The organism is Stenotrophomonas sp. SbOxS2 (assembly GCF_013416715.1).
Classification (GTDB): Bacteria; Pseudomonadota; Gammaproteobacteria; order Xanthomonadales; family Xanthomonadaceae; genus Stenotrophomonas; species Stenotrophomonas lactitubi.
This window is the reverse complement of sequence record NZ_JAAVXD010000003.1, coordinates 550,248-575,117: the sequence shown is the minus strand read 5'-3', so window position 1 is coordinate 575,117 and position 24,870 is coordinate 550,248. Positions and strand designations below refer to the sequence as shown.

Here is a 24,870-nt window from a genome sequence, read left to right as displayed (position 1 = left end):
GATCGGCAATGCAATGGCGTCCTTGCGCCTGAGTCTGGGTTGCAGGGGGGGCTGCGGGCAACCCTGCGGATCGTCATGGTGCGCGCCGGTAGTGCCGGCCGCTGGCCGGCAACCTCGGGATAAACAGCCCCGTGCGGTTGCCGGCCAGCGGCCGGCACTACCTGGACCGGCGGCGTACCATGTGGGCATGAGTACCCTGCCCCACACGCCGGGCTACAGCCGGCGCAGCCACGAAATCGCTCCCTTCCATGTGATGTCCCTGCTGGCCCGCGCGCAGGCGCTGGAACAGGCCGGTCACGATGTGATCCATCTGGAGATCGGCGAACCGGACTTCACCACCGCCGAGCCGGTCGTGCGGGCCGGCCAGGCGGCGCTGGCCGCCGGCCACACCCGCTACACCGCCGCACGCGGCCTGCCTGCCCTGCGCCAGGCGATCAGCGCCTTCTATCGCAGCCACTACGGCCTGGATATCGACCCCGAACGCATCCTGGTCACGCCGGGCGGCTCCGGCGCGCTGCTGCTGGCCAGCAGCCTGCTGGTCGATCCGGGCCGCCACTGGCTGCTGGCCGATCCCGGCTATCCGTGCAACCGCCACTTCCTGCGACTGGTGGAAGGCGGTGCGCAACTGGTGCCGGTAGGCCCCGAAACGGCCTACCAGCTGACCCCTTCGCTGGTGCAGCAGCACTGGAATGGCGACAGCGTCGGCGCGCTGGTGGCATCACCGGCCAATCCCACCGGCACCGTGCTGTCCGCCGATGAACTGGCGGCACTGTCGGCGTCGCTGCATGCGCGCGGCGGCCACCTGGTGGTCGACGAGATCTATCACGGCCTGACCTACGGCCTGGATGCAGCGAGCGTGCTGCAGGTGGACGACAGCGCGTTCGTGCTGAACAGCTTCTCCAAATACTTCGGCATGACCGGCTGGCGACTGGGTTGGCTGGTGGCGCCGCCGGCGGCAGTACCCGACCTGGAGAAGCTGGCGCAGAACCTGTACATCAGCGCATCGAGCATCGCCCAGCATGCAGCCCTTGCCTGTTTCAGCGAAGAGGCGATGGCGATCTTCGAACAGCGCCGCCAGGCCTTCCAGCAGCGCCGCGACTTCCTGCTGCCGGCATTGCGCGAACTGGACTTCCGCATCGAAGTGGAGCCGCAGGGTGCGTTCTACTTGTACGCCGACGTCAGTGCGTTCACCGATGACGCGCAGGCGTTCTGTGCGCATTTCCTGGAGACCGAGCACGTGGCATTCACCCCGGGCCTGGATTTCGGCTTCCATCGCTCGAACCAGCACGTGCGCCTGGCCTATACCCAGGAAGTGCCGCGGTTGCAGGACGCGGTGGACCGTATCGCGCGTGGGTTGAAAAGCTGGGGCGGGTCGCGCTGACGGCATTGCCGGCCAGCGGCCGGCACTACCCATGAAAAAAAAACGCCGCCCGAGGGCGGCGTTTTTCATTTCATCATTTACCGCCCAACCGCTCCCACAGGAAGCTGTAGGCCAGTGCCGACATGTGCGCGGCCTGCGCGTTGTTGGCCGCACCGCCATGACCGCCTTCGATGTTCTCGTAGTAGGTCACGTCCTTGCCGGCATCGATCATCTTCGCGGCCATCTTGCGGGCGTGGCCCGGATGCACGCGGTCATCGCGGGTGGAGGTGGTGAACAGCACCGGCGGGTAGCTCTTCTTCGCGTCGAACAGGTGGTACGGCGAGAAGGTCTTGATGAACTCCCAGTCGCTGGTGTCCGGGTTGCCGTACTCGGCCATCCACGAAGCACCGGCCAGCAGGTGGCTGTAGCGCTTCATGTCCAGCAGCGGAACCTGCACCACCACCGCACCGAACAGCTCCGGGTACTGGGTCAGCATGTTGCCGGTGAGCAGGCCACCGTTGCTGCCGCCCTGCACGCCCAGGTGCTTGGCCGAGGTGATCTTGCGGGTGACCAGGTCCTGGGCAACCGCGGCCATGTCTTCATAGGCCTTGTGACGGTTCTGCTTCAGCGCCGCCTGGTGCCAGCGCGGGCCGTACTCGCCACCGCCACGGATGTTGGCGACCACGTACACGCCGCCCTTCTCCAGCCAGGCGCGGCCCATGCCACCGGAATACGACGGGGTCAGCGAGATCTCGAAGCCGCCGTAGCCGTACAGCAGGGTCGGGTTGGACCCATCGAGCTTCATCGCCTTGTCGTGCACCACGAAGTACGGCACGCGGGTGCCGTCCTTGCTGGTGGCGAAGTGCTGTTCGATGACCTTGCCGTCGGCATCGAAGAACGCCGGCATGGTCTTCAGCACTTCCGGCGCCTTGCCGATGTCGGCGATGGCCAGGGTGGTCGGGGTCAGGTAGTCGGTGGCGGTCAGCCACACTGCATCGCTGTCATTGCTGTCGACCGCACTGACGCCGAGGGTGCCGAAGGCCGGCGCGCCGACGAAGTCGCTCTTCTGCCAGCCCTTGGCGGTCGGGGTCAGCACCGACAGGCGGTTCTTGACGTCGTCCAGCACGTTCAGCACCAGGTGGTTCCTGGTCCACGAGGCACTGGCCAGCGAGGTGGTCGCGGTCGGGGTGAACAGCACCTCGAAGTCGCGCTTGCCAGCCAGGAAATCATCCAGCTTGGTCACCAGCAGTGCGCCGGAGGCGTAGGTCTTGCCACCCACGGTCCACGGATCGCGCAGTTCCAGGGTCAGCCACTGCTTGTGCAGGCCCTTCTCGGCCGAGTTCGGCGCATCGATCCGGGTCAGCTTGCCATCGTCGCCGCGCAGGTAGATCTCGTTGTTGTAGAAGGCCAGCGTGCGGCTGACCAGGTTGCGCTCGAAGCCCGGGGTGTCATCGTGCATCGCCGCGATGTACATGTCTTCCGGCTTGCCTTCATAGACCAGGCTGGCCGCGGACATCGGCGTGCCACGCTTCCACAGCTTGGCCACGCGCGGGTAACCGGAGGTGGTCATCGAACCGCTGCCGAAGTCGGTGTAGACGAACACGGTGTCGCGGTCGATCCAGCTCAGGCCGCCCTTCGATTCGGGACGGAAGAAGCCGTCCTTGATCCAGCTCTTGCTGGCCAGGTCGAACTCGCGGGTGACATCGGCGTCGGCACCGCCGCGCGACAGCGCGATCAGGCAACGGCTGTAGTCCGGACGCAGGCAGTCGGCGCCGTGCCAGACCCAGTTTTCGTTCTCGGCCTTGTTCAGCGCATCCAGGTCGAGCACGGTCTCCCAGGTCGGCGAGGCCTTGCGGTACTCGGCCAGGGTGGTGCGGCGCCACAGGCCGCGCTCGTGCTGCTTGTCCTTCCAGAAGTTGTAGTAGTAGTCGCCGATCTTCTGCACGCCGGGAATCTTGGCGTCCGAGTCGAGCACCTCGCGGATGCTGGTCTCCATCTGCTTGAAGGCCGGGGTCTGCGCCAGGCGCGCCTCGGACTTGGCGTTCTGTTCCTTGACCCAGGACAACGGCTTGTCGCCGGTGACGTCCTCCAGCCAGGCGTAACGGTCGGTGTCTTCAGCGGCCACGGCGGTACCCACCGAGGCAGCGGTCATCATGCCGGCCAGCAGGCAGGCGGAAGCGAATCGTGACATTGCAGCTCCAGGCAGTCATTAGCCGTGGAACGCTAGCATGGATGACCGGGGCCGCCCCCGTGTCGAAGGTCAGGCCGTGGCGGAGTGCGCCTTGCGCGTCCGTGGTTGGGAGCGACGCCGGGCCTGCCCAGTGTCGCGTCGCAACCAGCGCAGCGCTGCCCGCGTCGGCAACGGGCAGCGCAGCAGGGCCCACCAGGCCGCCAACGGCATGCCGACCAGCCACAGCGGCAACCAACCCAGCCAGGCACTGCTGCCGCGCGCGGCTGGCCACACCAGCACCACGGCCAGCCCGGCCAAGGCGAGCTGCGGCACCACCCGCAGCAGGCGGGGATCAGCACGTTCGCTGACGCGTTCAGCTGGAAGGCGGTGGCGGGGACGTGTGCGCATGCGGATTCTCCGGTGGTCGATGCGGGCCAGCTTGGCTGCGCGGCTTCTCACTGGCTGCGACACCATTGACGGATGGCGTGCACACAGTGACCATGCGCGGGCAAGCCCACTGGAGCCCGCTCCCGCATGACCTCGATCCGCCCGTTCTGCGCTGTGTTGCTGGCCCTGTCCCTGGGCGGTCCGGCAGTGGCTGCCAATTCCCCACCGCCGTCCCGCAACAGCGCCGCGGAAGCCTCTGCAGACGGGGCGATCGACCTGCAGCGCTTCATGGGGACCTGGTACGTGATCGGCCGCGTGCCGAACTTCATCGAACGCGGCCACGTCGCCAGCGTCAACCAGTACGAGCTGCGCGAGGACCACAAGGTCGCCATCACCTATCGCTACCGCGATGGCTTCGGCGAGCCCCTGCAGGAAATCCGCGCGCGTGCCAGTGTCGATCCCGACAGTGGCAACCACGGCTGGCGCACCTGGTTCTACCGGGTCGTGCCGACCCATTCGCGGGTGCTGGAAGTGGCGCCGGATTATTCCTGGGCGCTGATCGGCTACCCGGGGCGCGAGATGGCCTGGATCTTCGCCCGCACGCCTGACATGGACAAGGCCCTGTACAAGGACCTGGCCGAACGCCTGCGCGACGAGTACGGGGTGAACACCGACAAGCTCAAGCGCGTGCCGCAGCACGCCGATCAGGTGGGCAAGCTGGGCTACGAAGTGCCGAACGTGCGTTGATCGAATGCGGTAGTGCCGGGCGCCGCCCGGCATTCTGTTATCTGCGGCTGTAATGCGCGACCAGGCGGTCGCCCAGCATCTGCAGCAGCTGCACCAGCACCAGCAGCAGGACCACGGTGACCAGTGCCACGTCGGTATGTGAGCGCTGGTAGCCATCGCGGAACGCCAGGTCACCGAGGCCACCGGAACCGATCGCACCGCCCATCGCCGTGAAACCGATCAGGGCCACGGTGGTCACCGTCGCACCGGCAATCAGGCCCGGCCGTGCTTCGGGCAACAGCACCCGGGTGACCAGCTGCCAGGTGGTGGCGCCCATGGCCTGGGTCGCCTCGATCACCCCGCGATCCACTTCACGCAGCGCGGTTTCCACCAGGCGCGCATAGAACGGCGCAGCGCCGATGACCAGCGGCACGATCGCGCCACGCACACCCAGCGAGGTACCCATCATGAACAGGGTCACCGGGATCAGCACGATCATCAGGATGATGAAGGGCACCGAGCGCAGCAGGTTCACCACCAGCGCGAGCACGCCGTAGGCGAACGGCCGGCGCTTCAGCTGTGGCGCACCGAACAGGTACAGCAGCACGCCCAGCGGCAGGCCGATGGCCAGGGTCAGTGGCAGCGAACCGGCCAGCATCAGCAGAGTGTCGATGGTGGCCTGGCCGATGTCGGCCCACTTGCCTGCATCCAGGTGGCGGAAGAAGCCGCCGGCAGTGGCGATGATCATCGACGCAGTTCCTCAACGTGCACGCCGGCAGCCACGAACGCGGCCTGCGCGGCGGACTGGTCACCGCCCACCAGGGCGACGATCAGCTGGCCATACGGGGTGTCCTTGATCCGGTCGATACGGCCGGAAAGGATGTTGTAGTCGACCCCGGTCTGCCGCGCGACGCTGCCGAGCAGGGGTTCGTAGGTGTCAGCGCCGAGGAAGGTCAGGCGTACGACACGGCCACCGACAGCGTCGAAATCGCGGTGCAATGTGCCCTCGTCCACCTGCTCCGATTCGCTGACGAAACGGCGGGTGGTCGGGTGCTGCGGATGCAGGAACACCTTGGTCACCGGGCCGGTCTCGACCAGCTGGCCGGCATCGAGCACAGCCACGCGGTCGCAGACGCGACGGATCACGTCCATCTCGTGGGTGATCAGCACGATGGTCAGGCCCAGTTCGCGGTTGATCTTCGACAGCAGCGCCAGCACCGAAGCGGTGGTCTGCGGATCCAGTGCGCTGGTGGCCTCGTCGCACAGCAGGATCTGCGGCCGGGTGGCCAGTGCCCGGGCGATGCCCACACGCTGCTTCTGCCCGCCCGAGAGCTGCGCCGGGTACTTGTCCGCATGCGCCTGCAGGCCGACGGTCTGCAGCAGTTCGGCCACGCGCGCATCGATCTCGGCCCTCGGCGTTCCGGCCAGTTCCAGCGGGAAGGCGACGTTGCCGGCCACCGTGCGCGAGGACAGCAGGTTGAAGTGCTGGAAGATCATGCCGATCCGGCGGCGCAGCGCGCGCAGGCCCTCCGGCTCCAGCGCGGTTACGTCTTCACCGGCGATCAGCAGACGACCACCGCTGGGCTCTTCCAGGCGGTTGATCATGCGGATCAGCGTCGATTTGCCCGCTCCGGAATGGCCGATGATGCCGAACACCTCACCAGCCTCGATGGTCAGGTCCAGCGGCTGCAGCGCGCTGACCGCGCGGCCGGCAACGGCATAGGATTTGTGCAGGCGCTGGAACTCGATCACGGGATCAGCTCACCGGGAGGTCGATGGAAGGGGGCGTGCAGCCTACCAGCGCCGGCGCTCGCGCGCCCGCGCCATGGGCCAGAATGTTATTCCTTTTGGTTCTAAGTCGCTCGCAACGGCGCATTGGCCGGGGCCAGAGCCCCTGCGGGGATCTGACCCATTCCCCGGCCACACCGGTTCAGGGATGGTCCAACGGTTTAGGCGGTTCCTGCCGGTTCACCCGCTCGCGGTGCAGCAGATACAGGCCCGAGGCGACGATGATCGCCGCGCCCGCCCAGGTGTAGCCATCCGGCAGCTGTCCCCAGAACGCCAGATCCCAGCCGATAACCCAGACCAGGCCGCTGTACTCCAGCGGCGCGATCATCGAGGCCTCACCCAGCTGGAAGGCCTTGGTCAGCGCGATCTGGCCCAGCGCTCCGGCCAGGCCCATGCCGGCGATCAACGGCGCATGCGCCATCTGCAGCGGCACCCAGCCGGGGATCGCCAGCAGCCCGGCGCCGATGGCCATGATGACCAGGAACCAGACCACCATCGACTGCGAGGTATCGGTGCGGGTCAGCAGGCTGACGGTGATCGCGGCGATGGCATAGGCGGTGGCAGCGGCCAGCACCATCAGCCCCGGCACCGAGATGAAACCGCCCACGCCCGGCCGCAGCACCACCAGCACGCCGACCAGGCCGATGCCGATGGCGACCCAGCGCCGCGGCCCGACCCGCTCGCCCAGCAGCGGCACCGACAAGGCAGCAATCAGCAGCGGCGCGACGAAATAGATGGTGTAGGCGGTGGACAGCGGCAGGTCGCGCAGGGCGAACACGAAGCAGCCGATCATCGCCATGCCCAGCCCGCCGCGCAGCAGGTGCAGGCCCCAGCGGCGCGGAATGAGCGAGCGTGGCCCGGCACTGGCCAGTACCCAGACCAGCACGAAGGGCAGCGACGCCACACCCCGCAGGAAGGTCACCTCCAGCGAGGGATAGCTGGCCGAAAGCTGCTTCATGCCGGCGTCCATCAGCGAGAAACAGGCGACAGCCGCGACCATCCAGGCCACGGCGCGCGAAGGGGAGCGTTGCAGGTTCATGGCCCATTATCACCGACCGCGGGCGTTGCCGCCGCGACCGGCACGATAGAATGAGCACCACTGATTTCTGCGGAGTAACGCCCATGCCTTCCTTCGACGTTGTGTCCGAAGTCGACACCCACGAACTGACCAATGCGCTCGACCAGGCCAACCGCGAGCTTGCCACCCGCTTCGACTTCAAGGGCGTGGACGCCAGGTTCGAGCGCGAGGGTGAAGTGATCACCCAGTCCGCGCCGAGCGAGTTCCAGCTCAAGCAGATGAACGACATCCTGCGTGCACGCCTGGCCGCCCGCAGCATCGACGTGCTCAGCCTGGAATATGGCGACGTGGAAACCAACCTGGCGCAGGCCCGGCAGAAGATCACCGTCAAGCAGGGCATCGAGCAGAAGATCGCCAAGAAGATCGCTGCGGCGCTGAAGGAAGCCAAGCTGAAGGTGGAAACCCAGATCAACGGCGACAAGCTGCGGGTGATGGGCAAGAAGCGCGACGACCTGCAGGACGCCATCGCCGTGCTGAAGGCCGGCAAGTTCGAACTGCCGCTGCAGTTCAACAACTTCCGCGATTGATCGACGCCGGGGTGTAGCGCCGGCCCCGGTTGCCGGCCTCACTCGCGCAGCAGTCTGTACAGCGTTGTCCGCGAGATTCCGAGCTGGCGTGCAGCGAGGCTGAGGTTGCCGTCGGCGGCACGTGCGGCGCGGCGCGCTGCATCGCGCTGCTGGTCACGCAGTGGCGCCGCCTGCACAGGTGCCGCGGCCGTAGCCGGCGAACGCGACCGTGCAGCGCGCGGTGCCTGCAGATGCTGCAGATGGACCGCACTGCCCTCGCCCAGCCGCACCCGATGCGCAGGACCGGGCTGCAGCAGTCGGCGTCGCTGTGCGGCGCTGGCGCCGGCAAACAGCGTGTCCAGCGAAAGCAGCGGCAGCGGCCCACGCCGTGGCAGTCCGAGCAGACGCCGGGCGACGCGGTTGGCGGCAAGTAACTGGCCGTCTTCCTGCACCGCCAACAGGCCCTGCAGCGGTGATGCCAGCCAGCGCGGATCATGCTGCACCGCCAGCAGATGCGCATCGCTGAGCGTGTGCATCAAGCGGTTCTCGATGGCCAGCGCTGCCTGCCGGAAATAGCCCTGCAGCAATGCCGGGTCGCGTTCCCCCAAGCCGGTGATGTCGATCGCACCGCAGACCTGCCCCTGCAGGTCATGCAGCGGCTCACTCAGGCAGAACACGGGGGCAAACCGCTGCAGATAGTGTTCGTTGCCGCGCACCAGGGCGGGCATGTCGTCGGCCAGGCTGACCGCAGGCGCGGTGGTGCCGATCTCGGCCTCGCCCAGCCGCCGGCCCACCTGGATCGGCCGCAGCAGCGGCGCATCTTCCAGGCCATGGGCGCGATGCACGATCACCATGCCCTCGCGGTTGGCGCAGAACATCGTCCATCCCCGCGCACCGAACGCAGACCACAACTGCTCCAGCTCGGGCTGCACGCAACGTGCCAGGCGACGATCGTCGCGGGATTCCAGGTGGTGCCCGTTGCCCTGCAATGGCGGGTAGTACGGCTCCTGGCCGGGGCGCACACCGGCCGCATGCGAACGCTGCCAGGACTGCTGCAACGGCAAGGGCAGCATCGCCAGCGACTGCACATCGCCCTCGGCGAACGCGGCACGCGCCGCCACCAACTGCTGTTGCCCGACTGTCGTGGCCATCATGGACGCAGAGTACACCCGCGCACGCAATGCCCGCGTTACGTCCCGGCAACGGAGCGTTTCCGTTTTCGTCAGGCATTCAGGTGTCGACCAAGGTCGACACCCACCAACAGCAGCGGAGATCTGTCGAAGGCGGGGTGGGTCCGGTCGCGGGGGTGTCCGCGGCATGGATGCCGCGGCCAAGCCCCCAGGGATGGGTTCACGGCGTCCCCCGCCACCGGACCCACCCCGCCATCCCACGGAATACCCGCTTTTGCCGTTGCCGTTGCCGTTGCCGTTGCCGTTGCCGTTGCCGTTGCCGTTGCCGTCGATTCGGCGGTTGCAGGGCGCAGCCCTGCAAACCCTCACCTCACGCCGCGATCCGCAGGATCGGCTTCAGCGTGATGCCCCGCGTACTGTCCTCGGCCGCCTGGTTGATCTGCTCCAGCGGATAGAACTTCACCAGCCTGTCGAACGGGAAGCGCCCCTGCTGGTACAGCGTCACCAGCTGCGGAATGAACACCTGCGGCACGCTGTCGCCCTCGACGATGCCGCGGATGCTGCGACCACCCAGCAGCAGGTTGTTCACATCGAAGCTGGCGGTGGTGCCCAATTTCGGCGCGCCAACCACGCCCATCATGCCCAGCCCGCCCAGCGCCTCGATACCTGCGGAGAGAACCTCCGGACGACCAGTGGATTCCAGCGCGAAATCGGCGCCGCCACCGGTGATCGCACGCACGGCCTCGATCACATCGGTCTCGCGGCTGTTGACCACGTGGGTAGCACCCAGCTCCATGGCCAGCTGCAACCGCGAGGGCACCACGTCGATGGCGATGATGGTGGTGGCACCGGCGACCCTGGCCGCCATCACCGCGCTCAGGCCGACCGCACCGGCGCCATAGCTGGCGAAGCTGCTGCCCGATCGCACCTGCAGCGAGTTGAGCACCGCACCGGCACCGGTCTGGATACCGCAGCCCAGCGGGCCGAGCAGCTCCAGCGGCGCATCCTCAGGCACCTTGATCGCGTTGATCTCGCGCGCCAACGCAAACGTGGCAAACGATGACTGTGCAAAGAAGTGATCGTGCAACGGCTGGCCCTGTGCATCGGTGATGGCGGTATGGCCGTGGCCATCAACGCCACCGAAGTTCAGCGCGAAGAAATCGCGGCAATACGCACCATGTCCACCACGACAGGGATTGCAGTGGCCGCACTGGCCGTAGGTCAGCACCACGTGGTCGCCGGCCTTCAGTTCACGCACGTTGGGGCCGACCGCCTCGACGATGCCCGCGCCCTCATGGCCCAGCACCGCCGGCAGCGGCACTGGATAGTACTGGTCACGCACGATCAGGTCGGTGTGGCACAGCCCGGTCGCCACGATCTTCACCAGCACTTCGTCGTCCTGCGGGCCGCGCAGGCGCGCCTGCTCGATGACGAAGGGCTGTTCCTTGCCGCGCACCACGGCGGCGGTGATGTCACGCGATCCACTGTTGCTGCTCATCGTTGCGTTCTCCTCGATCAGATGGGATAGGCCGGGGCTTCGCCCTTGACCGTCATCCATTGCCACTGGGTGAATTCCTCCACGTTGGCCGGGCCGCCGATGCTGGTGCCGTTGCCGGACGCCCCGACCCCGCCGAAGGGATTGATGACCTCATCGTTAACGGTCTGGTCGTTGATGTGCAGCAGCCCGGTACGCAGGCGCTCGCCCAGCTTCAGCGCGCGGCCGACATTGCGGGAGACGATCGCCATCGACAGGCCGTACTCGCTGTCATTGGCCAGGCGCACGGCTTCGTCGTCGTCATCGAACGGCACCACCACCGCCACCGGCGCGAAGATCTCTTCGTTGAAGGCCGGATTGTCCGCGCTGACGTTGCCGAGCACGGTCGGTGCGAAGAACAGGTCCTGGTAGGTGCCGCCGGTTTCAAGGGACGCACCGGCCTTCACTGCGTCGTCGACCACGCGCGCCGCATGGTCGCGTTGCGCGGCATTGATCAGTGGCCCCAGCGCCACGTCCTCGCGTGCCGGGTCGCCCACCTTCAGCGACTTCGCCTTGGCCACCAGCTTCTGCAGGAACGCCTGATGGATGCTTCGCTGTACCAGCACACGGCCGGTGGCCATGCAGATCTGACCCTGGTGCAGGTACACGCCCCAGGCGGTGTTGGCCACGGCCAGATCCAGATCGGCATCGTCGAGGATGATCAGCGCGTTCTTGCCACCCAGCTCCAGTGACACTTTTTTCAGATGCTTGCCGGCGGCTTCGCCGACCTTGCGTCCCGCCGCCGTCGAGCCGGTGAACTGGATCATCGCCACATGCGGATCACTGGTCAGCGCGGCACCAGCGGCGCCGTCGCCGGGCAACATGTGCAGCACACCCTGCGGAAGACCGGCCTGTTCGAACAGGCGTGCGATCACCGCACCACCGCACACCGCCGTGCGCGGATCGGGCTTGAGCACCACGGCATTACCGAGAGCGATGGCCGGGGCCACCGCGCGCATCGCCAGGTACAGCGGGAAATTGAACGGTGAGATCACCCCCACCACGCCGAGGGGACGACGCCGCGCCAGATTCAGCCTGCCGGGCTCGGACGGCAGGATTTCCCCCACGCTGCGCGAAGGGAGTGCGGCGGCCTCATGCAGTGCCTTGATGGTCACCTTGGCCTCGAAGCCGGCCTTCAGGCGGGTGGAGCCGCTTTCGCGGACCATCCAGTCGACCAGCGTGTCGATGTTTTCCTCGGCCAGGCGTGCAGCCTTGCGCAGCACCTCGGCGCGCTGTTCGTATGGCGCCGCCGCCCATGCCTGTTGTGCCTGCGCCGCAGCGGCAGCCGAACGCGCGACCTGCGCCGCGTCGGCCAGGCCGATCTCACCAAGCGACTGCCCGGTGGCGGGTTCGATCACCGGCTGGCGCTGCTCAGCGGCGCTCCATTGACCATCGAAGAAGGCGCCTGACCAGAGTGCGTCCGGCAGCCATGGGGAAGATGCAGTCATGTGAAGTCCTCCTGTGTCGTGCCGCCATTGCACGCCTGGCCCGCTGCGTCGGCAATCGGCCATTGGCGTGATATCGGCAAGGGATTGAATCGATGGGAATTTCCAGCATCGCCGTTGTCCAGTTCCTGCACAGTGAACGGCGCCCCCGCACCGGCACGCCTACAATGGCCACCCACGCCAGCCGATGCGCCCGCCATGACCGACACCCCCCTGCCCACCGATGACCCGATCGCCGCCACCCGCCTGTGGCTGGAGCGCATCGTCATCGGCCTGAACCTGTGCCCGTTCGCCAAGGCGGTGTACGTGAAAGACCAGGTCCGCATCGTGCTGAGCGACGCGACCACACCGGAAGCCCTGGTGGAAGAACTGGCCGAAGAACTGGTGCTGCTGCGCGACACGCCGGCCGAGCAGATCGATACCACCCTGATCGTGCACCCGCAGGTGCTGACCGACTTCCTCGACTACAACGACTTCCTCGACAACGCCGATGCGGCGATCGAGGCGCTGGACCTGCAGGGCATCCTGCAGGTGGCCAGCTTCCATCCGGATTATCAGTTCGATGGTGTCGCCGCCGATGACGCCAGCAACTACACCAACCGCGCGCCCTACCCCACCCTGCACCTGCTGCGCGAAGACAGCGTGGAACGCGCGGTGGATGTCTACCCGGATCCGGACGTGATCGTCGAGCGCAACATCCAGACCCTGGACCGGATCGGTGTTGAGGGCTGGCACCGTCGCCTGCGCGGTGACGACCTGTCATGAGCACGGTGCCGCCGATTGCCACCTGGCCGGTTGCGCCGCTGCGCGGCAGGGTCGTGCTGGTCACCGGTGGTGCCAATGGCATCGGCCGCGGCATCGCCCAGGCGGTGCTCGGGGCCGGCGGCCGCGTGCTGATCGGCGATCTGGATGTGGAGGCAGGCCAGGCCTGCCTTGCCGAATGGCAGCGCGGCGATGATGCGGCGTTCCAGCGGCTGGACATCACCGACGAAACCAGTGTGCGCGGCTTCATCGCGGTGGCCCTGCAACGCTTCGGCCGCATCGATGGCCTGGTCAACAATGCGGGCATCGCCGGGCCGCACGGCACCCTGCTGCAGGACATGGACTGGGAAGAATGGCAACGTCGGCTTTCGTCGCTGCATGGTGCGTTCCTGTGCAGCAAGCATGCGTTGCCGGCGCTGTCGGTCGATGCAGGCGCGATCATCAACATCGCATCGACGCGCGCCTGGCAGTCCGAACCGCACAGCGAAGCCTACGCAGCGGCCAAGGGTGGCCTGGTGGCCTTCACCCATGCGCTTGCGATCAGTGCCGGACCGGCGGTGCGGGTGAACAGCATCAGCCCCGGCTGGATCAGCACCGATGCCTGGCAGGCGCCGTCGCGCCGGCACGTACCGCAGTATTCGGCCAGCGACCATGCCCAGCATCCGGTGGGCCGGGTCGGGCAACCGGAAGATATCGGCGCGCTGGCGGTGTACCTGCTGTCCTCGTTGTCCGGATTCAGCACCGGCCAGGATTTCATCGTCGACGGCGGCATGACCCGGAAGATGATCTACGCCGAGTGATCCCGGGCCACGACACCCGGTAGATGCCAACCTTGGTTGGCATGGTTCCCGTGCCAACCAAGGTTGGCACCTACCAGGGCATCAGGCATCGATTTCCAGTAGATCCACGCCATGCGTGGATGACGGTAGCGTACTCACGCCATGCCGGAATGTCGCAGCAGCGCATCGATCTGCGGCGCACGGCCGCGGAACGCCTTGAAGTTCTCGGCGGCCGGACGACTGCCGCCACGCGACAGCACCTCGTCGCGGAAACGCGCGCCGGTTGCAGCCAGCGCCTGCGGCGCTTCCTCGAACGCGGCGTAGGCATCGGCGCTCAGCACTTCGGCCCACTTGTAGCTGTAGTAACCGGCAGCATAACCACCGGCGAAGATGTGGCTGAACTGATGCGGGAAGCGATTCCAGCTCGGCGGATGGTTCACCGCCACCTCCGCACGCACGCGCTCAAGCAGTGCCAGCACGCTGTCCTGCGCTGCTTCGAACTGACTGTGCAGCAGCATGTCGAACAGGCCGAATTCGAGCTGGCGCACGGTCGCCATGCCGCTGTGGAAATTGCGTGCGGCCAGCATGCGCTCGTACAGCGCGCGCGGCAGCGGCTCACCGCTGTCCACATGCGCGGTCATGCCCTGCAGGTGGTCCCATTCCCAGCAGAAGTTCTCCATGAACTGGCTCGGCAGCTCGACCGCATCCCACTCCACGCCGTTGATGCCGGCCACGCCCAGCTCGCCGATACGGGTCAGCAACTGATGCAGGCCGTGGCCCATTTCATGGAACAGCGTGGTCACTTCGTTATGGCTGAAGGTCGCCGGCTTGCCGTCGGCACCACGGCCGAAGTTGCACACCAGGTACACCAGCGGCGTCTGCACGCTGCCATCGGCGCGCTCGCGGCGGTTGCGGCAATCGTCCATCCACGCACCACCGCGCTTGCCTTCGCGCGCGTAGAGGTCCAGGTAGAACTGGCCCACCAGATTACCCTGCGCGTCCACCAGGCGGAAGAAGCGCACGTCCTCGTGCCAGACCGGCGCGCTGTCTTCCTGCACGCGCAGGCCGTACAGCTGTTCGATCACCGAGAACAGGCCGCCCAGCACCTTGGGTTCGGTGAAGTACTGCTTCACTTCCTGCTCGGAATAGCTGTAACGCGCCTGCTTCAGCCGGTCGGCGGCGAACGCCAGATCCCAGGCCTGCAGGCTGTCGATACCGAGATGCTCGCGGGCGAACTGCTCCAGCTCGGCACGGTCCTTGGCCGCGAACGGCTTGGCGCGCGCAGCCAAGTCACGCAGGAAGCCCAGCACTTCGGCGGGGTCCTTGGCCATCTTGGTGGCTACCGAATAGTCGGCGTAGGAATCAAAGCCCAGCAACGCAGCCAACTCGGCACGCAGTGCAAGGATGCGATCGATGTTGCCGCCGTTGTCCAGTGCATCGTCGCCGAACTCGGAAGCGCGCTGCGCGCTGGCGCGGTACAGGATCTCGCGCAGGTCCCGGTCTTCTCCCCAGGTCTGCACCGGCAGGTAGCACGGCATCTGCAGGGTCAGCTTCCAGCCCGCCTTGCCGTCTTTTTCCGCAGCGGCGCGTGCAGCAGCCTTCACGTCGTCCGGCACGCCAGCCAGGCGCGCCGAGTCTTCGACGATCAGCGACCACGCATCGGTGGCATCGAGCACGTTCTGCGAGAACTTCGCCGACAGCGCCGACAGTTCTTCCTTGATCGCCGCGAAACGCTGCTGCGCGTCCGCATCCAGTTCCGCACCGCCCAGGCGGAAATCACGCAGGGTGTTGTCCAGCACCTTGCGGCGCGCCTCGTCGAAACCGGCCGCCTCGGTGCTGGCAGCCAGGGCCTGATACTGGCGGTACAACGCCAGGTTCTGGCCCAGCGCACTGGCGAAGCGGGTCACCCGCGGCAGGTTGCTGTTGTACGCCTCGCGCAGCTCGGGGGTGTTGATCACGCCCTGCAGGTGGCCGACCAGGCCCCAGGCGCGCCACAGGCGTTCGGTGGCATCGTCCAGCGGGGTAACGAAGGTCTGCCAGCTGACCGGCTGCACCTGCTCGGCAGCGCTGACCGCCGCCTCGGCCTGCGCCAGCAGCACGTCCAGCGCCGGCGCCACATGCTCGGGGCGGATCGCCTCGAAGCGCGGCAGGCCGGAAAAATCGAGCAGGGGGTTGGCAACGGTCACGGCAGGTCTCCAGAGTACGGGCCCGGCAGCGCGGGCAGCCAGATCGATATGGCGCTTGCCGGGCTGGCAGACAAGGGGCGGCAGGCCATTGTTCACGTCGGCCTTACGGCCGTCGGCTGAAGCTTGCGGCGCGGGGGAGACCGCAGCGGAACGTGTCGAGGAGGCCCCACATGGAAGGTCTGGCTCCAGCTCCATCCGCAGTACGTTCACCATCGCTGGCGCTGTCGGCCAGCCCGACCGAACTGGCCTGGATCGCCGCGCTGTGCGATGCGGGCGACGATGCGCCGCGCCACCTGCAGCAGCTGCAGGCACTGCAACACCAGGGCGGCAGGTTCAGCGACGAGCAGGAATGGTATCCGTTCGAGGTGATCGAACGCGGTGCCAGCCAGGTGCGGCTGGGCCACGAGCGCGAGTTCGTCATCTGCGTGCTGCTGTGGCTGCAGGCCCTGGCCCAGGGCCGGGCCAGCAGCCTGGACCCGCGCCTGCACCTGGACGACCGCGCCGTGGAGATCGAGGCCCTGCCCGATGCCCTGCGCGATGCGGTACTGGATGCCTTCATGGCCGCGGGGTATTGAGCGCGATCCAATGCGCCGCTGCGCTCGCCGGGCATGGCCCGGCGCTGCCGACCTGTCCTGGTAGCGCCGGGCCATGCCCGGCGGATGCCTGACGGGCTTACAGCGCTTCCAGGCTGCACCACGGCAATCCAGGCAGGCCCTGCCCGGCCGCTGCCGCCGCCACCTGCGCGTCGGCGGTTTCCACATCGATTCCCTGCCGCACATACCAGGCAGGGTCGTAATAGCTGTGCGCGTAGCGATCGCCGCTGTCGCACAGGATGCTGACGATGCTGCCCTGGCGGCCAGCCTCGCGCATCCACTGCGCGGCCTGCAGCACGCCGATGAAATTGGTGCCGGTGGAGCCACCGACGCGGCGCCCCAGCTGGCGGCTGACGTGGCGCATCGCGGCAAGGCTCAGGGCATCGGGCACCTTCACCATGGCGTCGACACTGGTCGGAATGAAGCTCGACTCCACCCGCGGCCGGCCGATGCCTTCCACCCGCGAACCGCCGTTGCAGGTCATGCCGCGCCACTCGTTGCCACCGGCCAGGGCGGCCTGGTAGCCGTCGAAGAACACCGAGACTTCCGGGTCCGCACACAGGATGCGGGTGTCGTGCCGGCGATAGCTGACGTAGCGGCCGAGCGTTGCGGCCGTACCGCCGGTGCCGGGGCTGCACACGATCCAGTCCGGAATCGGGCTGGGCTCCTCGGCCATCTGCTTGAAGATGGATTCGGCGATGTTGTTGTTGGCACGCCAGTCGGTGGCGCGCTCGGCATAGGTGAACTGGTCCATGAAGTGGCCGCCGGTTTCGCGGGCCAGCTTTTCCGAATCGCAGTTGAGGTCGCAGGCGCGCTCGACCAGATGGCAGCGGCCGCCGTGGAATTCGATCGCCGCGATCTTCTCCGGCGATGTCGTGGCCGGCATCACCGCGATGAACGGCAGGCCGAGCAGTCGCGCGAAGTAGGCCTCGGACACGGCGGTCGAGCCGCTGGAGGCCTCTATCACCGGCCGCCCTTCGCGCAGCCAACCGTTGGCCAGCGCATACAGGAACAGCGAGCGCGCCAGCCGGTGCTTGAGGCTGCCGGTGGGATGGCTCGATTCATCCTTCAGGTATACCTCGATGCCATCGAACCCGGGCAAGGCCAGCGGGATCAGGTGGGTATCGGCGGAACGGTTGAAATCGGCTTCGATCTTGCGGATGGCGGCGGCCACCCATTCACGCTGCGACATGGCGGGCAATGGTCATCAGGACGGAACGGTGCGATCCGGCCATTGTACGTCGCGGTGCCGTCAGCTGCCGGCCCGTAGAATGACGCCCATCCGGCCGGCAACGGCCTTGTCTGAAGGACCTCCCCCATGACCATTCCCGCCCTGCGCGATGTCCCCGGCGTCGCCGCCCAGGCCCCGGCCGAAACCACCGGTTTCGTCTTCAACCACACCATGCTGCGGGTCAAGGACGCCACTGCCTCGCTGGACTTCTACACCCGCGTGCTCGGCTACCAGCTGATCGACAAGCGCGACTTCGCCGAAGCCCAGTTCAGCCTGTACTTCCTGGCCTATGTTCCGGCCGGCGCCACGGTGCCGGAAGATGACAACACCCGCCGCCTGTGGATGGCCGGCCTGCCGGGCGTGCTGGAACTGACCCACAACCATGGCACCGAGAACCAGGACGGCGCGGTCTACCATGACGGCAACAGCGACCCGCGCGGCTTCGGCCACATCTGCGTGTCGGTGCCGGACATCGAAGCGGCCTGCCAGCGCTTCGAAGCCCTGGGCGTCACCTTCCAGAAGCGCCTGACCGACGGCCGCATGAAGAACCTCGCCTTCATCAAGGACCCGGACGGCTACTGGGTCGAGATCATCTCCAACGCCTGACCCAGAAAGGGGCACAATTCCGGTAGCGCCGGGCCATGCCCGGCGGCCTTGAGCAGGCCGCGCTGCGCGCTCGCCGGGTACGGCCCGGCGCTACCGACTCCGCCCCCCTTTTTTGCGAGGTTCGTATGGAAACGATGGAACTGCACCGTGGCCGCCTGATCGACCACATCCAGCTGGTCGTGCGCGATCTGGCCGCCAGCCGCCGCTTCTATCAGGCGGTGTTCGACACGATCGGCATCCCGGTGGCCGGTGAAGGCGATGACTACTTCTGGGCCGACGAGCTGTTCATTTCCAGCGCCAGCAGCGAGGCCGCTGCCGGCCAGCTGACCGGTCGCCACCACCTGGCCTTCCAGGCCCGCGATACCGCCACCGTCGATGCTTTCCACAGCGCTGCGCTGGCTGCGGGTGGCAAGGACAACGGTGCGCCCGGCGAGCGCCCTTACCATCCCGGCTACTACGGCGCCTTCGTGCTCGATCCGGATGGCAACAACATCGAGGTGGTCTACCACGGCCCGGCGAACTACAGCGCCGATTCGGTCAAGGTCAGCTTCTGATTCCTGCGCTACGCGCTCGCCGGGCATGGCCCGGCGCTACCAACGACGAAGCCGGGCAATGCCCGGCTTCATCTCATCGCACTGCGCAGGCCTCAGTGGGCCGCCATGTAGATGTCCTGCAGCACGGCCTTTTCCAGCTCCAGCTCGCCCAGCAGGTTCTTCACGATGTCACCCAGGCTGAGGATGCCGACCAGCTGGTTGCCATCGGTGACCATCAGGTGGCGACGACGCGAGTAGGTCATCAGGGACATGGCCTGCTTCAACGTGGCGTCCGGCGCAATGCCTTCCAGACCGGTGGACGGCAGGCTGGAAATCACCCGTCGGCCGGCCTGCGGACCATCATCGGCCAGGCTGCGGACGATGTCCTTTTCGGAAATGATGCCGACCGGGGCATCATCCTTCATCACTACCAGTGCAGCGATCCTGTTCGCGCTCATCTTGTGCGCGGCGGCACCGATCGTGTCTTCCGTGTCGATGGTGATGACAGCTTCTTTCTTGGATTGCAGGAGCTCGCGGACGTTCATTCTTGTTTCCTGGTGCAGGTCACTGAAGTCAAAAAAGTGTGCTCTGCCGATTCGCCCCCTCCCCGGGAACAGACCCTTCAGCGCACGTCTGGCGCACTTTGCCGGATCTGGCATTTCGCCAGCAGGCGGGCTAGGTGCTGCAACGCGAACGAGGCGGATTCAACGGCTCAACCCGGATCTCGGTCAACTCGATTCTACGACTGCGTCCATCGGTCACTAGCGGCATCGATGGGACAGATTGTCGTGGGAACCGGCCAACGATCCAGAGAATGGCACCGTGGGTGAAACCGCCGCTGAATGCTGCTTGCAGGGAGCCCTAAAGTTTGCCGATTGCCAACACCGGTCCTCACCCTGGGCGGACATGCTTCCTGCCACGAAGCATCAGACTGCCAGCCGCACAGGCAAGCATGGCAATGCCTGCCACAAGGAAGGCATCGCTGTAGGCCAACAGCAATGCCTCACGATGAACGATCCTGTCCAGGATCGCGAACGCCTGCTGCCGTTCCAGTGCATGTCCATTGCCGAACAGAGCGGTTGCGCTGTCCATGGGGGCTTTGGCCAGCATCCTGACCAGCTCGACCACGCGCGCCTGGGTCGCTGGCGCGAAGGATGTGACCGATTCCCCGATGTGCAACGCATGCAGCCGCTCCCGTGTCACGATGAATTGACTGGCCACGGCGATACCGATCGCGCCCCCCACATTGCGCACCATCGGGAACACGCCGGCCGCCGAGCCGAGCTCAGCGCGTTCCAGCCCTTCCACGGCCATCACACTGAGTGCGACCACGATCAGCGATTGGCCGATGCCACGCACGATCAACGACGGCACGATGACGTTGCTTGCCGCGTTGGCATCCAGGTGGATGTTCATCAGGCAGCCCACCGCCATGATGACGAAGCCCAGCACGATGACGGTCCGCACGCTGGTGCGCTTCATCAGCGGCGGCGTGGCGAAGGACATGATGAACTGCACGATGCCGTACGGAATCATGGTCAACCCGATCTGACGCGCGTTGTAACCATGCACGTCGGCAAAGTAATTGGGGATGAGGAACACCACCCCGAACACCACCGCGCCGAAGGTGAACTGCATCAGGCTGGCCAACCCGAAGTTGTAGCGGGAAAGCAGCCGCAGGTTGAGGAACGGCTCGCTGCGGCGCAGCTCGATGGCGACGAACGCCACCAGGCCCACTGCGGCAATGAGCGCTGCCTCGATGATGAACGTCGAAGAGAACCAGTCCTTGCGACCGCCCTCCTCCAGCATGATCTGCAGCGCGGACAAGCCCAGGGCCATGGCGATGATGCCGCCCCAGTCGCCGGTCCGGAACTTGTGCAGTGCCATCGGCTGCGGCCGGATCGACCAGCCGATGGCAGCCAGCAGCAGCAGGCCGGGCGGCACCTGCAGATAGAAGATCGCCCGCCACGAATAGACATCCGTCAGCCAACCGCCGAGCGATGGCCCCGCCGCCTGCGCCACGTTGTTGGCAATGGCGAACAACGCCATGCCAAACGGGTGTTTTGATGATGGCAGCTCGGTCACGATGAGCTGGAACGAGAGTGGGATCAGCACGCCGCCGAACGCGCCCTGCAGCGTGCGCGCCAGGATCATCGCGTTGATGTTGGGTGCGAGCGAGCAGGCCATCGAGAAGAGCACGAAGCCTGCGGCCCCCACCATCAGCACGCGGCGCACGGTGAAAACCGATGCCAGCCAGGCCGCCAACGGAATGACGATGATCTCCGCGACAAGATAGGCCGTGGTGATCCACGATCCTTCCTCGAAGGTGGCACCCAACGATCCGCGCACATCCGGCAGCGACGCATTGGTGACGTGCACGTTCATGCCCGCCATGAAGCAGCCAACCACACCACCGATCACCGCGACCCACGCACGCAGTGATACTGCATCCTCGGCAGGGGTTGCCATGGTGGCGCTCATGGCGCGCGATCCTTGCGTGTGTCGATGGCCGCCACCACCGACATCCCCGGCCGCAGGAACGACAGCTTGGCCTGGCCGGCATCCACGGTGATACGTACCGACATGCGCTGGACAATCTTGGTGAAGTTCCCGGTCGCGTTGTCGGGCGGCAACAGCGCGAACTGTGCGCCGGAGGCAGGGGCGAAGCTCTCCACGCGTCCTTTCAATGCGCGTCCGCCGAGTGCATCGACCTCGATCTCCACAGGCTGGCCCGGCGCCACGCGTTCCAGCTGCACCTCCTTGTAGTTGGCGACGATGTAGATCTGGTCCGGCACGATCGCCATCAGCGGTGCGCCGGCACCAACGTAATCCCCCATCCGCAAGCTGCGTTGACCGACCGTTCCGGCCTGCGGTGCGCGGATCACCGTGTGTTCCAGGTCAAGGGCGGCAAGGGCCAGACCTGCCTGGGCCTGCACCAATGCTCCCTGCGCCTGGTCAAGCGCGGCGCTCGCGCGCTCACGCTCGGTCACCAGTACCTTGGTGTAAGCCGTGCTGGCAGCCACCGCAGCGCGCGCAGCATCCGCGTTCGCTGCAGTGCGCTGTGCGCTGGCATCTGCGGCCTCCAGGTGCTTCGCATCCGATGCCTGCTGGTCGGCAAGCAGACGTTCCCGGCGATAGGCCTGGGCGGCCTGGCGGAGATCTGCCTGGTGCGCCCGCAGATCTGCCGCAGCAGCGGCAATCACGCTCTGCTGCCGCGTGCTCTGCGCGTCGAGGTTGGCGATGGCCGCCTGCTGCGCCCTTACCTGCGCCGTCGCCACTGCGACCGCGCCCTCGGCCTGGAGCAGACGCGAGCGATAGTCCCGATCGTCCAGCGTGGCCAGAATCTCACCCTCGGCCACGTGCTGGTTGTCGCGCACCCGGACCGTGGCGATGTAACCAGCGATTCGTGGATTGACCGTTACGATGTCGGCCCTGACGTAGGCGTTGTCGGTGCTGACCTGGAAGCGGCCTACTGTCCACCAGCGCAGGCCGGCACCGCTGCCGGCCAGGACGAGCAGCACGATTGCGCCGATGACGATGGGCCTGCGCTTCATCCGCAGGAGGGAGTGGGGCGAACGAACGGGTGCGCCGCGTGGATTGTCTGTGTCTGTCATGTCGTCTGTCGGGGGAGTGCGGGGGAAAAGGGTGGATCAGCGCGCGGCGTCATCGCTGCGGGTAATGGTGGGGAGATGTACGGCAGGCGCCTGCTCCCAGCCGCCACCAAGCGACCGGAACAACGCAATCTGGTCGGCGGCGACCTCCGCCTCGGCGGAGGCAGCCATGGCCTGTGTCTCGACATCGCGGCGCTCCGCCTCGAGCACGTCCAGCTCGCTCACGGCACCGGCGCTTCGGCCCACCTGCGCCAGCCGAAGCGCCTCACCGCTCCGCACAGCAGCTGTCTTCAGCGCAGCGTGCTGACGCAGTGCTGCCTGGTAGGTCGCCAGCGCCTGCTTCACGTCTTTCAATGTGGCCAGGATCACCGCATCGAAACGCGCAAGCGCGGCGTGTTCCTGCGCTTCGGCATCGGCGATCTGCGCGCGCGCCGCGCTGCGGTTCGGGAAGCGCCAGGACAAGGCCGGGCCCAGGTTCCAGGCAATCGACCCGTGATCGGTCAACCCGCCGGGCGTCGGCGCCGAACTGGCCACGGTGCCCAGAATGGAAACCGTGGGATACAGGCTCGCGGTAGCCACGCCGATCCGCGCGGTGCTGGCTTCCAGCCGGCGCTGTGCCTCCCGGATGTCCGGCCGTCGCTGCAGCAGCGCGGTGACATCACCGATCGGAAGCGGGGTATCAAGCTGCGGAACCGCGGCGCAGCTGGTTGCGTCTGCGGGCAGGTCGTCCGGCGTCCTCCCGGTAAGCACGGCCAGTGCATACAGGGCATTCTGCCGACCGGCCTCCAGCGCGGGAATGGCAGCGCGTGTCTGTTCGACCAGCGCAGCGGCACGCGCGACATCCAGTGATGTGGCATCCCCCGCATCGCGCTGGGCCGTTTTCAGCGCCAGGCTGCGACTGACAAGGGCCAGCGAGCGGTGGGCAATCCCGGCGCGCGAGGCGTAGCCACAACTGTCCACGTAGGCGCGCGTGGTTTCGGCGGCAACGACGACCCGCACGCTGTCTTCGGTGGCCTGGATCGCCTCGGCATCCGCCCGCGCCGCCTGGATGGATCGGGCAATCCGACCGAACAGATCCAGGCTCCAACCGGTTGCGAATCCCGCGCCGTGGCGTTGCCCGGTGCGAACCTCGGTCTGCTCCAGTGCGGCCGCGATCTGGTCGCTCATCGTGCTGCCATAGCCGACATCGGTGGACACCGTAGTGGTCGGCAGCCGATCACCCTGGCGTTCGCGGAGCACGGCGTAGGCAGACTGCAGGTTGGCCGACGCAACCCGCAGATCGCGATTGTTTTCCAGTGCCTGGATGACCAGTGCATCCAGCGTGGCATCGCCATACAGGCGCCACCATCGGGGCACGGCGGGCGCCCCCGTGATCGCGTCGTTGTCGACGACAGTCATCGGCGGCGGGGCGAGGGTGGAATGCGGCGAACTGCTGGGACCGACCGCGCACCCACACAGCGCGGAAGAGACCAGAAAAGACAACAGCAAAGGACGGAAGACAATCATTGGCGGGGGTACTTGGGGTGGCGTGTGCCCAGGACACACATCACATCACCCGCAACGCTGTCCTTCTCCCGCCTGCCGGACTACCATCGTCTAGATATGGACAGAAAACGCACTGTCAGGGCATGTCACGCAACCGAGCGCCCCGTTGCGGCATTGGCCACCCGGCATCTCCACGGCGAACACATTGCCGCGCACCGCCATGCGCGCGCGCAGTTGATCCACGCGCTGACCGGGGTGTTGACGGTTATCAGCGCGGGGGGAAGCTGGGTCGTGCCATCCGGCAGGGCCGTGTGGATGCCGGAGGACGTAGTGCATCGGATCCGCATTGCCGGCGATGTCGCGATGCGGACCATCTACGTTGCACCCGGGATACGGCCGGACCTTCCCACCGGTTGCGAGGTCATCGAGGTCTCCGCGCTGCTGCGTGAGGCCATCATCGCCGCCACCGGCATACCGCTGGACTATCGCGATGGTGGGCGGGACCACCGCATCATGGAGCTGATCCTGGACGAGATCGAAGTGGCGCCGCGGCTTGGACTGCACGTTCCATTACCGCGCAACGCACATCTGCTGCGTCTGTGCGAATGGATGATCGCCGAGCCTGCCGAGCCTGTAACGCTGGACGATCTGGCCGCCCGGATGCACGTCAGCGGGCGGACGGTGGCACGGCTGTTCCACCGCGAGGTCGGGATGAGTTTCGGCGACTGGCGGCGGCGGATGTGCCTGCTGCTCAGCCTGCCCCGCCTGGCCTCGGGGGCATCCATCCTGGAAGTGTCGCTGGAGCACGGTTATCTGAGCCCCAGCGCCTTCTCGGCGATGTTCCGCCGCTCGCTTGGGGTGTCGCCCACCGAATACCTGGTTTCCAAAGCATGAACCGCGCAGACTGGTTCGACGTATTCCCTGCGGTGCGCGCCGCCGAAGCCTCTGCTCTTGCCGGTG

General features: G+C 66.7%; 23 protein-coding genes. 9 read left to right on the top strand and 14 right to left on the bottom strand.

From position 1 onward, the window contains the following. The first annotated feature begins 187 nt into the window (after window positions 1-187). Window positions 188-1,381 carry a pyridoxal phosphate-dependent aminotransferase gene (locus tag HFK18_RS07825; protein ID WP_180165574.1) on the top strand — a complete coding sequence of 398 codons (1,194 nt, stop codon included), beginning with the start codon at window positions 188-190 and terminating at the stop codon, window positions 1,379-1,381. A 73-nt stretch (window positions 1,382-1,454) separates the two neighbouring features. Here the strand turns inward: HFK18_RS07825 and HFK18_RS07820 are convergent, their stop codons facing one another. Continuing rightward, window positions 1,455-3,551: a prolyl oligopeptidase family serine peptidase gene (locus tag HFK18_RS07820; RefSeq protein ID WP_180165572.1), complete on the bottom strand. Its 2,097-nt coding sequence runs from the start codon at window positions 3,549-3,551 to the stop codon at window positions 1,455-1,457. A 69-nt stretch (window positions 3,552-3,620) separates the two neighbouring features. Continuing rightward, entirely contained in the window at window positions 3,621-3,938 is a 318-nt protein-coding gene (locus HFK18_RS07815) for a hypothetical protein (RefSeq protein WP_180165570.1), read from the bottom strand. A gap of 126 nt (window positions 3,939-4,064) precedes the next feature. Here HFK18_RS07815 and HFK18_RS07810 point away from each other — a divergent pair, with 126 nt between their 5' ends. Next, entirely contained in the window at window positions 4,065-4,664 is a 600-nt protein-coding gene (locus HFK18_RS07810) for a lipocalin family protein (protein ID WP_180165568.1), read from the top strand. A 37-nt stretch (window positions 4,665-4,701) separates the two neighbouring features. On the opposite strand, the gene HFK18_RS07805 is transcribed toward HFK18_RS07810, so the two are convergent. From HFK18_RS07805 to HFK18_RS07795, 3 genes are all read right to left on the bottom strand, one after another. Further along, entirely contained in the window at window positions 4,702-5,391 is a 690-nt protein-coding gene (locus tag HFK18_RS07805; RefSeq protein WP_100553603.1) for a methionine ABC transporter permease, read from the bottom strand. Beyond that, the gene (locus HFK18_RS07800) at window positions 5,388-6,395 is read right to left on the bottom strand and encodes a methionine ABC transporter ATP-binding protein (protein WP_089236990.1); all 1,008 of its coding nucleotides are present in this window, start codon (window positions 6,393-6,395) and stop codon (window positions 5,388-5,390) included. Before HFK18_RS07800 ends, HFK18_RS07805 begins: the two co-directional genes overlap by 4 nt. Window positions 6,396-6,573: 178 nt before the next feature. Further along, window positions 6,574-7,470 carry a DMT family transporter gene (locus tag HFK18_RS07795; protein WP_089236991.1) on the bottom strand — a complete coding sequence of 299 codons (897 nt, stop codon included), beginning with the start codon at window positions 7,468-7,470 and terminating at the stop codon, window positions 6,574-6,576. An 83-nt stretch (window positions 7,471-7,553) separates the two neighbouring features. On the opposite strand from HFK18_RS07795, the gene HFK18_RS07790 reads away from it, so the two are divergent. Next, entirely contained in the window at window positions 7,554-8,036 is a 483-nt protein-coding gene (locus HFK18_RS07790) for a YajQ family cyclic di-GMP-binding protein (protein WP_089236993.1), read from the top strand. 38 nt (window positions 8,037-8,074) lie between these two features. On the opposite strand, the gene HFK18_RS07785 is transcribed toward HFK18_RS07790, so the two are convergent. The 3 genes from HFK18_RS07785 to HFK18_RS07775 all read right to left on the bottom strand — a co-directional run bounded on the left by HFK18_RS07785 (window position 8,075) and on the right by HFK18_RS07775 (window position 12,127). Beyond that, the gene (locus tag HFK18_RS07785; RefSeq protein WP_257216092.1) at window positions 8,075-9,166 is read right to left on the bottom strand and encodes a helix-turn-helix domain-containing protein; all 1,092 of its coding nucleotides are present in this window, start codon (window positions 9,164-9,166) and stop codon (window positions 8,075-8,077) included. Window positions 9,167-9,515: 349 nt separating this feature from the next. Next, window positions 9,516-10,643, bottom strand: a complete 1,128-nt coding sequence (locus HFK18_RS07780; RefSeq protein ID WP_180165564.1) for an NAD(P)-dependent alcohol dehydrogenase — start codon at window positions 10,641-10,643, stop codon at window positions 9,516-9,518. A 17-nt stretch (window positions 10,644-10,660) separates the two neighbouring features. Further along, a complete protein-coding gene (locus HFK18_RS07775; RefSeq protein ID WP_180165562.1) occupies window positions 10,661-12,127 on the bottom strand; it encodes a benzaldehyde dehydrogenase in 1,467 nt (488 codons plus the stop codon). Window positions 12,128-12,322: 195 nt separating this feature from the next. On the opposite strand from HFK18_RS07775, the gene HFK18_RS07770 reads away from it, so the two are divergent. Further along, complete coding sequence (locus tag HFK18_RS07770; protein WP_180165560.1) at window positions 12,323-12,889, top strand: DUF1415 domain-containing protein; 567 nt, start codon at window positions 12,323-12,325, stop codon at window positions 12,887-12,889. Then, window positions 12,886-13,686 (top strand): SDR family oxidoreductase, encoded by an 801-nt coding sequence (locus tag HFK18_RS07765; RefSeq protein WP_180165558.1) that lies wholly within the window; start codon window positions 12,886-12,888, stop codon window positions 13,684-13,686. Before HFK18_RS07770 ends, HFK18_RS07765 begins: the two co-directional genes overlap by 4 nt. A 134-nt stretch (window positions 13,687-13,820) precedes the next feature. Here the strand turns inward: HFK18_RS07765 and HFK18_RS07760 are convergent, their stop codons facing one another. Then, window positions 13,821-15,851, bottom strand: a complete 2,031-nt coding sequence (locus HFK18_RS07760; RefSeq protein WP_180165556.1) for a M3 family metallopeptidase — start codon at window positions 15,849-15,851, stop codon at window positions 13,821-13,823. Between the two features lie 170 nt (window positions 15,852-16,021). On the opposite strand from HFK18_RS07760, the gene HFK18_RS07755 reads away from it, so the two are divergent. Beyond that, entirely contained in the window at window positions 16,022-16,426 is a 405-nt protein-coding gene (locus HFK18_RS07755; protein WP_180165554.1) for a hypothetical protein, read from the top strand. Window positions 16,427-16,523: 97 nt separating this feature from the next. Here the strand turns inward: HFK18_RS07755 and HFK18_RS07750 are convergent, their stop codons facing one another. Beyond that, on the bottom strand, window positions 16,524-17,636 hold the full coding sequence (locus HFK18_RS07750) for a PLP-dependent cysteine synthase family protein (protein ID WP_180165552.1): 1,113 nt from the start codon (window positions 17,634-17,636) through the stop codon (window positions 16,524-16,526). A 126-nt stretch (window positions 17,637-17,762) separates the two neighbouring features. On the opposite strand from HFK18_RS07750, the gene gloA reads away from it, so the two are divergent. Together gloA and HFK18_RS07740 are read left to right on the top strand one after the other, a co-directional pair. Beyond that, window positions 17,763-18,281, top strand: a complete 519-nt coding sequence (gloA, locus tag HFK18_RS07745; RefSeq protein ID WP_180165550.1) for a lactoylglutathione lyase — start codon at window positions 17,763-17,765, stop codon at window positions 18,279-18,281. Window positions 18,282-18,406: 125 nt separating this feature from the next. Then, window positions 18,407-18,835, top strand: coding sequence for a VOC family protein (locus tag HFK18_RS07740; RefSeq protein WP_025877330.1), 429 nt, complete (start codon window positions 18,407-18,409; stop codon window positions 18,833-18,835). A gap of 92 nt (window positions 18,836-18,927) precedes the next feature. Here the strand turns inward: HFK18_RS07740 and HFK18_RS07735 are convergent, their stop codons facing one another. From HFK18_RS07735 to HFK18_RS07720, 4 genes are all read right to left on the bottom strand, one after another. After that, window positions 18,928-19,359, bottom strand: coding sequence for a CBS domain-containing protein (locus tag HFK18_RS07735; RefSeq protein WP_180165548.1), 432 nt, complete (start codon window positions 19,357-19,359; stop codon window positions 18,928-18,930). A gap of 346 nt (window positions 19,360-19,705) precedes the next feature. Next, window positions 19,706-21,295, bottom strand: coding sequence for a DHA2 family efflux MFS transporter permease subunit (locus HFK18_RS07730; RefSeq protein WP_180165539.1), 1,590 nt, complete (start codon window positions 21,293-21,295; stop codon window positions 19,706-19,708). Next, window positions 21,292-22,368 (bottom strand): HlyD family secretion protein, encoded by a 1,077-nt coding sequence (locus HFK18_RS07725; protein ID WP_218946582.1) that lies wholly within the window; start codon window positions 22,366-22,368, stop codon window positions 21,292-21,294. Before HFK18_RS07725 ends, HFK18_RS07730 begins: the two co-directional genes overlap by 4 nt. A gap of 96 nt (window positions 22,369-22,464) precedes the next feature. Then, complete coding sequence (locus tag HFK18_RS07720; protein ID WP_180165534.1) at window positions 22,465-23,931, bottom strand: TolC family protein; 1,467 nt, start codon at window positions 23,929-23,931, stop codon at window positions 22,465-22,467. A gap of 96 nt (window positions 23,932-24,027) precedes the next feature. Here HFK18_RS07720 and HFK18_RS07715 point away from each other — a divergent pair, with 96 nt between their 5' ends. Then, on the top strand, window positions 24,028-24,804 hold the full coding sequence (locus HFK18_RS07715; protein ID WP_180165532.1) for a helix-turn-helix transcriptional regulator: 777 nt from the start codon (window positions 24,028-24,030) through the stop codon (window positions 24,802-24,804). Window positions 24,805-24,870: the final 66 nt, after the last annotated feature.